Annotated in this window: 6 protein-coding genes; 3 read left to right on the top strand and 3 right to left on the bottom strand. The window is 60.3% G+C overall.

Annotated features, from left to right (window positions below; translation table 11 throughout):
• Positions 1-8 precede the first annotated feature (8 nt).
• Both HX873_RS19445 and HX873_RS19440 read right to left on the bottom strand, forming a co-directional pair.
• Positions 9-935, bottom strand: a complete 927-nt coding sequence (locus HX873_RS19445; RefSeq protein WP_177123055.1) for a carbon-nitrogen hydrolase family protein — start codon at positions 933-935, stop codon at positions 9-11.
• A 109-nt stretch (positions 936-1,044) separates the two neighbouring features.
• Positions 1,045-1,929, bottom strand: coding sequence for a LysR family transcriptional regulator (locus tag HX873_RS19440; RefSeq protein WP_177123054.1), 885 nt, complete (start codon positions 1,927-1,929; stop codon positions 1,045-1,047).
• A gap of 119 nt (positions 1,930-2,048) precedes the next feature.
• Between HX873_RS19440 and HX873_RS19435 the strand changes: the two genes are divergently transcribed.
• The 3 genes from HX873_RS19435 (at position 2,049) to HX873_RS19425 (ending at position 5,766) form a co-directional block, all read left to right on the top strand.
• Positions 2,049-3,437: a M20 family metallopeptidase gene (locus HX873_RS19435; protein ID WP_087694379.1), complete on the top strand. Its 1,389-nt coding sequence runs from the start codon at positions 2,049-2,051 to the stop codon at positions 3,435-3,437.
• 66 nt (positions 3,438-3,503) lie between these two features.
• Positions 3,504-4,793, top strand: coding sequence for an MFS transporter (locus tag HX873_RS19430; protein ID WP_102369251.1), 1,290 nt, complete (start codon positions 3,504-3,506; stop codon positions 4,791-4,793).
• Positions 4,794-4,848: 55 nt separating this feature from the next.
• Positions 4,849-5,766 (top strand): LysR substrate-binding domain-containing protein, encoded by a 918-nt coding sequence (locus tag HX873_RS19425; RefSeq protein ID WP_087694394.1) that lies wholly within the window; start codon positions 4,849-4,851, stop codon positions 5,764-5,766.
• Here the strand turns inward: HX873_RS19425 and HX873_RS19420 are convergent.
• Positions 5,741-5,992, bottom strand: coding sequence for a hypothetical protein (locus HX873_RS19420; protein WP_003217960.1), 252 nt, complete (start codon positions 5,990-5,992; stop codon positions 5,741-5,743). The genes HX873_RS19425 and HX873_RS19420 overlap by 26 nt on opposite strands.
• Positions 5,993-6,000 lie beyond the last annotated feature (8 nt).

The following is a 6,000-nucleotide window of genomic DNA, read 5'->3' as shown; positions in this document are numbered from 1 at the left end:
ATATGTACTCAGTCAACAATAAACCGCACCCCCGCCCTAACCCGCTCATCCACGATCAATTCGAAAATATCCGGCCGGGCATAATGCCCAACCACATCATAGTCATACCGCGCCCGCACCAAGTCATCCGTATCGATCCGCGCCACCAGCAACCCCGCCCCACCGAGCAATGGCCCGGCAAGAACGTCCCCCATGGGCCCGACAATCACACTGCCCCCCGCGATCAGAGGCCGATCCACCGGCCAGTTCGCCACCTCCACGCCCAACGCCTGGGGTGACGCCTGCACCTGACACGCACTCACCACAAAACACCGCCCCTCATGGGCAATATGCCGCATGCTCACCTGCCACATTTCCCGCTCATCCACCGTCGGCGCGCACCACACTTCCACACCCTTGGCGTACATCGCGGTGCGCAACAACGGCATCATGTTCTCCCAGCACACGGCGCCGCCGATGCGCCCTACCGCTGCATCAACCACCGGTAACGTCGAACCATCACCCTTGCCCCAGATCAGCCGCTCAGTGCCGGTAGGCATCAATTTGCGATGCCTGGCCACCAACCCGCCCACCGGCTCGAAATACAGCACCGTGCAATACAACGTGCTGCCACTGCGCTCGATCACGCCCAACACCAGGCTCGCCCCGGTACGCGCCGACAAGCCGGCCAGCGCTTCGGTCTGCACGCCCGGCACATCAATCGCATTGGCAAAATACCGCGCAAAGGCCTCACGCCCTTCAGGCAGGCGATAACCCAGCTGGGTGCCGAAGCCCTCACCCTTGGGATAACCCCCGAGCAACGCTTCCGGCATCACCACCAGTTGCGCACCGCTGCGCAGGATTTCGTCCTCGTAGGACAGGATCTGTTCCAGGGTCTCAGCCTTGCCTCCCGGCAAGGAACCGATTTGCAGCGCAGCCACGGTAGAAACAGGCATCACGATCACTCCGTATCAATGGGGGTTGCCCATTCTCCGGCCAGCGGCAATCATGAATAAAGCCCGCTTCGCTGCTAACTGATATGAGCCATATGAATATCATCATCCATCAGTCAGCGTCCTTCAGGAATCCGACAAGACTCTCGATAAACCGCTCCAGCGCCGCCGGCAAAGCACGCTTGGGCATGGTCAGGACTTGAATTGCCCGGTCTGAAAACTGCGGGTTCGACAGCGCAACCGAGGTCAGCTCGTCGCTCCCATTCGCCCGATGACTGATCGCCCCACCAAACGCGATGGTGTCCGTGTTGCGAACGAATTCATGGATGGCGCCCGAATAATTGCAGGTCATTACGTGATTGAACGTCAGCCCTTCCATCTGGCAAACCAGGTCGAACAATTGCCGCTGGGTAGAGCCTTTTGGCGTCAGCGCCAACGGGTAAGCGGACAGCGATCGAAGGGACAGTTGCCTGACCGCCGCCAGTGGATGCCCCACCCGCATCACCGCGCGGATCGGCGAGCGACTGGAATGCCGCACTTCAACCCCTTCGACAGGCTCGGTACTGAACACCAACCCCACATCGGCTTCGCCGCGTCTCACTTTATCCGCGCATTCGTGAGGCGACATCACTTCCAGCACATACTGGAAAACGGGATTTTGCTGATAATGCCGGATCAGCACCTGAGGCAGGAAATAACGGGACAGCCCCTCGGTGGACACCAGCCGAACCACTTTCGCGCCCGGATAATCGCCCGCCCGTAGCTCCGAGAGCAGGCTTTGCTCCTCCAGCAAGGCACGCCGTGCGTGATCGGCCAAGGCATTGCCGGCCGCTGTGGGCTGCATGCCCCTTGGCCGGCGCTCGAACAATGGAACCCCGATGGTTTCTTCCAACAGGGAGATCTGGCGACTGACCGCACTGGGCGCGATGTGCAAGCGTTCGCCGGCAGCAGCCAGTGATCCTGTATCGAATACGGCCAGGAAATAACGATAATCCACAGTTTGATTCCTTTACCCAGGGATCTATTTATTAGAAGGCAAACGTCAAAAAACAGCAATATACACACCGACACATGACTTCTATATTGGATTGAACCTCAGCCCGCACCGGAACTGTCATGTCCAAGCAACAAGCGCTCGCGAATGTTCGCCAGTACCTGGCCGAAGGCCATTTTGAAGCCGATCTGCGTCGCAGGATCGCCATTCGCAGCGAAAGCCAGAACCCCGGCCAGGCGCACGAACTGACGCGCTACCTGCAACAGGAAATACAACCAGCGCTGATCGCAATGGGTTTTGAATGCCAGATGCTCGATAACCCGTCGGGCGCCGGGCCGTTGCTGTTCGCCTCACGCCACGAAGGGGCTGATTTGCCCACGGTATTAACGTATGGACATGGCGACGTAGTGCTCGGGTATGACGAGCAATGGCGCGAGGGCCTCAGCCCTTGGGCGTTGAGCGTGGAAGGTGATCGTTGGTATGGCCGAGGCACCGCGGACAACAAGGGCCAGCACAGCGTCAACCTGACTGCCCTCGAGCACGTCATCAAGCAACGTGAGGGGCGCTTGGGCTTTAACGTCAAAGTGCTGTTCGAAACCGGCGAAGAATGCGGTTCTCCCGGGCTGCGGGAGATTTGCACTCTGCACCGGGAGCTGTTGCAAGCCGATGTGTTCATCGCCTCCGACGGGCCGCGCTTGAACGACAGTCGCCCGACAATATTCCTCGGTTCCAGAGGTTCCGCGTTGTTTTCCCTGGAAGTCAACGCACGCGACAAGGGCCTTCACTCCGGTAACTGGGGCGGTGTGATGTCCAACCCCGCCGTAGTATTGGCCAATGCGCTAGCCAGCCTGGTGGACAAGGACGGTCGTATTCGCTGCCGAACGCTGGTGCCTGACGCCATACCCGACTCCGTACGTGAAGCCATCCGCGACTTGGACATCCATCCGCGCTCTCTGGGCCGGGAACTGGATGTTGATTGGGGCGAGCCTGGCCTGACCCTGGGTGAACGACTCTTCGGCTGGAACACGGTGGAGATCCTTGCGTTTATCGCAGGCAATCCGACCAAACCGGTCAACGCCATTCCACCCCGCGCCACCGCGCATTGCCAGTTGCGATTTGTAGTCGGCACTGACTGGCAGAATCTGCAAAAGCTGCTGCGCCAACACCTGGATGCGGAGGGGTTTCAACAGGTCGATATCGTGATTGACCGTTGCACACCGGCCAGTCGCCTGGACCCTGACAACCCTTGGGTACGCTTCGCCAAACAGTCGATCGCCGATGCCACCCACCGGCCCGTTGCCGTGTTACCGAACCTTGCAGGCACCCTGCCCAACGATATTTTCGCGGACATATTGGGTTTGCCCACCTTGTGGATACCGCACTCCTACCCCGGGTGTTCACAACATGCTCCGGATGAGCATCTGTTGGGCTCGGTAGTCCTCGAAGGGCTGCAAATCATGACCTCGCTGTTCTGGGACCTGGGTCACCTCGCCCCCTTCAAACCACAATAAAAAATCGGGGTCCGCCGACCCTTTTTATCTGCCGCTCACCCCCTTATAAAATCAGGAGCGTCAAGAATGACAGCGTTATCGTCCCCCACCGTTTCACCCACGATCGCAAAGGCCACGCCCCTCTGGAAACCCATTGGCGCGGCCTTGATCGGTAATACGCTTGAATGGTTCGACCTGTCGGTGTACGCCTATTTTGCGCTGACCATCAGCAAGGTATTTTTCCCGGCCGCCGACCCGGCCGTATCGCTGTTCCTGGCCTTCGCGACCTTCGGCCTTTCATTTCTTATCCGGCCACTGGGCGCTGCCGTGCTCGGTTCCTATGCCGACCGGCAGGGACGCAAGAAGGCGTTGACGCTGTCCATCATGCTGATGCTGATAGGGACGGCGATGATTGCCGTGATGCCCAGCTATGCAACTATCGGGATTATTGCGCCGATCGGTATTCTGTTCGCCCGCCTGCTCCAGGGTTTCTCCGCCGGTGGTGAGTTCGGCAGCTCCACCGCGTTCATGATGGAGCATGCACCGCAGAAGACCCGTAACTTTGTCGCGAGCCTGCAGTTTGCAAGCCAAGGCTTTGGCGTGGTCATCGCCTCATTGTTCGGCTACTTCCTGACCATCAGCCTGAATGATCAACAGATGTTCGACTGGGGTTGGCGCGTGCCGTTTTTCTTCGGGCTGATCCTCGCCCCGGTGGGCCTGTACATCCGCCGCACGGTGGATGAGTCGCCCGATTTCAAGGAAAGCCAGCCGGGCTCACGGCCGTTGCGGGAAGTGCTGCTCTCGCAGAAGACCTTGTTGCTGGTGGCGATGGGCGTGCTGATCGTGTCGACGGCGTCCAACTTCATGATCAAGTACATGCCGTCTTATGCCTCGACCACCTTGGACATTCCCCAGTCCACAGGCTTCCTGGCCACGCTGACGGGCGGGATCATCCTGACCGTGGTGACGCCGGTTGTAGGGTTCATCACCGGTTATGTCAGCCGGATCAAAATCATGTTGTGGGCCTCGAGCATCTACATCCTCGTAATCTTTCCGGCATTCGCCTGGCTCAACAGAGTACCGAGCGCCACCTCGTTGTTGCTGGTGGTGTCGATGATGGCGTTGATCAAGGCCGTCTACTTCGCCCCACTGGCATCACTTATGGCCGATGTATTTCCCGTACGCACCCGGGTGACCGGCATGTCACTCAGCTACAACCTGGCCGTGACGATATTCGGTGGCTTTGCACCGGTGATTGCAACCGGGTTGATCGCGCTGACCGGCTCGCAGCTGGCGCCGAGCTTTTACCTGATAGCGGCGGCTGCCCTCAGCATTGGCGCGCTCGTGGTGGCAAAGAGAACATTGCGCCTGGTGTAGCACCTGGCGGGACGTTATATATTCAGGGCATATCCAGTCACATGATATGAGCCTGATGAATATCGCCAACGTCGATCTCAACCTGCTGAAAACCTTCGAGGCCCTGCACGACGAATCCAGTGCCAGCCGTGCCGCCCTGCGTCTTGGCGTCACGCAGTCGGCGATCAGTGCCGCCCTGCGCCGCTTGCGCGATGTGTACGGCGATCAGTTGTTCGTGCGTACCGGCCGGGGCCTGGCGCCCACCTTGCGGGCCAATCAGTTGAAGCCGGTGATCAGCGAAGCCCTGGATCGCTGCCGCCAGAGCCTGGCGATGGTGGATCCCCTGGGCAATCACTATCAGGGCCGTTCGGTGGTGGTGGGGTTATCGGATGATTTCGAAATCGCCTACGGCCGGCGGCTGATTGAAGAGATTGCCCGGCGTGCGCCAAAGCTGCGGTTGATGTTCCGCCAGACCCACAGCCAGATCGTTGCCGACGCCCTGCTCGACCGCAGCCTGGACCTGGCAATCACCGCCGGCGGGTTTGCCGAGCGCCGGTTGAGCCGGCAGGTATTGGGGGAAGGCCATTACGCGTGCCTGGTGGACCCCGACAGCCTGGCGCCGGGACAACAGGCCATCGACCTCGACGAGTTCGTCAGGCGCGAGCATGTGCTGGTGTCATCCGGCGGGTTTATCGGGATCACCGACGAGGGCCTGGCCGCGCAGGGGCTGAGCCGCCACGTAGGTGCCTCGACCACGCACTTCGCGGCGCTGCCGTTCCTGCTCAAGGGCAGCCAGGCGGTGGCGACCATCCCCGGCCATGCGGCCCAGGCCATCGCGCAGATGACCGGACTGAGGGAGCTGCCTTGCCCGCTGGCGCTGCCGCGTTACCCGGTGGAGCTGGGCTGGCGCACCCAGGCGCAACTGGATCCGTTGCTGCTCAAGGTGCGCGAGGCAATCGAGGCTTGTTTTACTTCGCCGCCATCAGGCGATTGACTTCACTGCGCACCATGTTCGAGAACTCCGGTGGTGACATGCCGTCCAGTTCTGCACGCACCCATTCGGCCCATTTGCCCTTGCGCTTGGCGCGTTCGCCAAACAGGCGGGCGGCCTCCCCCTTGGCCTTGCCCAGGTTGCTTTGCCAGAGGTCGTAGAGACGGGACTTTTCATCTTCCAGCGCGGCGCGCTCGGCGAGGGGCTTGTTGGCCAGATTGAAGCTCATGTTGAATT

It is taken from the genome of Pseudomonas sp. P7758, from assembly GCF_013386485.1.
GTDB lineage: Bacteria > Pseudomonadota > Gammaproteobacteria > Pseudomonadales > Pseudomonadaceae > Aquipseudomonas.
The sequence above is the reverse complement of the archived record's forward strand: the minus strand, read 5'-3'. Positions and strand labels throughout refer to the sequence as shown.

Bases quoted from the DNA above. Each gene is read 5' to 3' on its own strand.
- HX873_RS19445 (WP_177123055.1), bottom strand. From the start codon at position 935: ATGCCTGTTTCTACCGTGGCTGCGCTGCAAATCGGTTCCTTGCCGGGA.
- HX873_RS19435 (WP_087694379.1), top strand. From the start codon at position 2,049: ATGTCCAAGCAACAAGCGCTCGCGAATGTTCGCCAGTACCTGGCCGAA.
- HX873_RS19430 (WP_102369251.1), top strand. From the start codon at position 3,504: ATGACAGCGTTATCGTCCCCCACCGTTTCACCCACGATCGCAAAGGCC.
- HX873_RS19425 (WP_087694394.1), top strand. From the start codon at position 4,849: ATGAATATCGCCAACGTCGATCTCAACCTGCTGAAAACCTTCGAGGCC.
- HX873_RS19420 (WP_003217960.1), bottom strand. From the start codon at position 5,992: ATGAGCTTCAATCTGGCCAACAAGCCCCTCGCCGAGCGCGCCGCGCTG.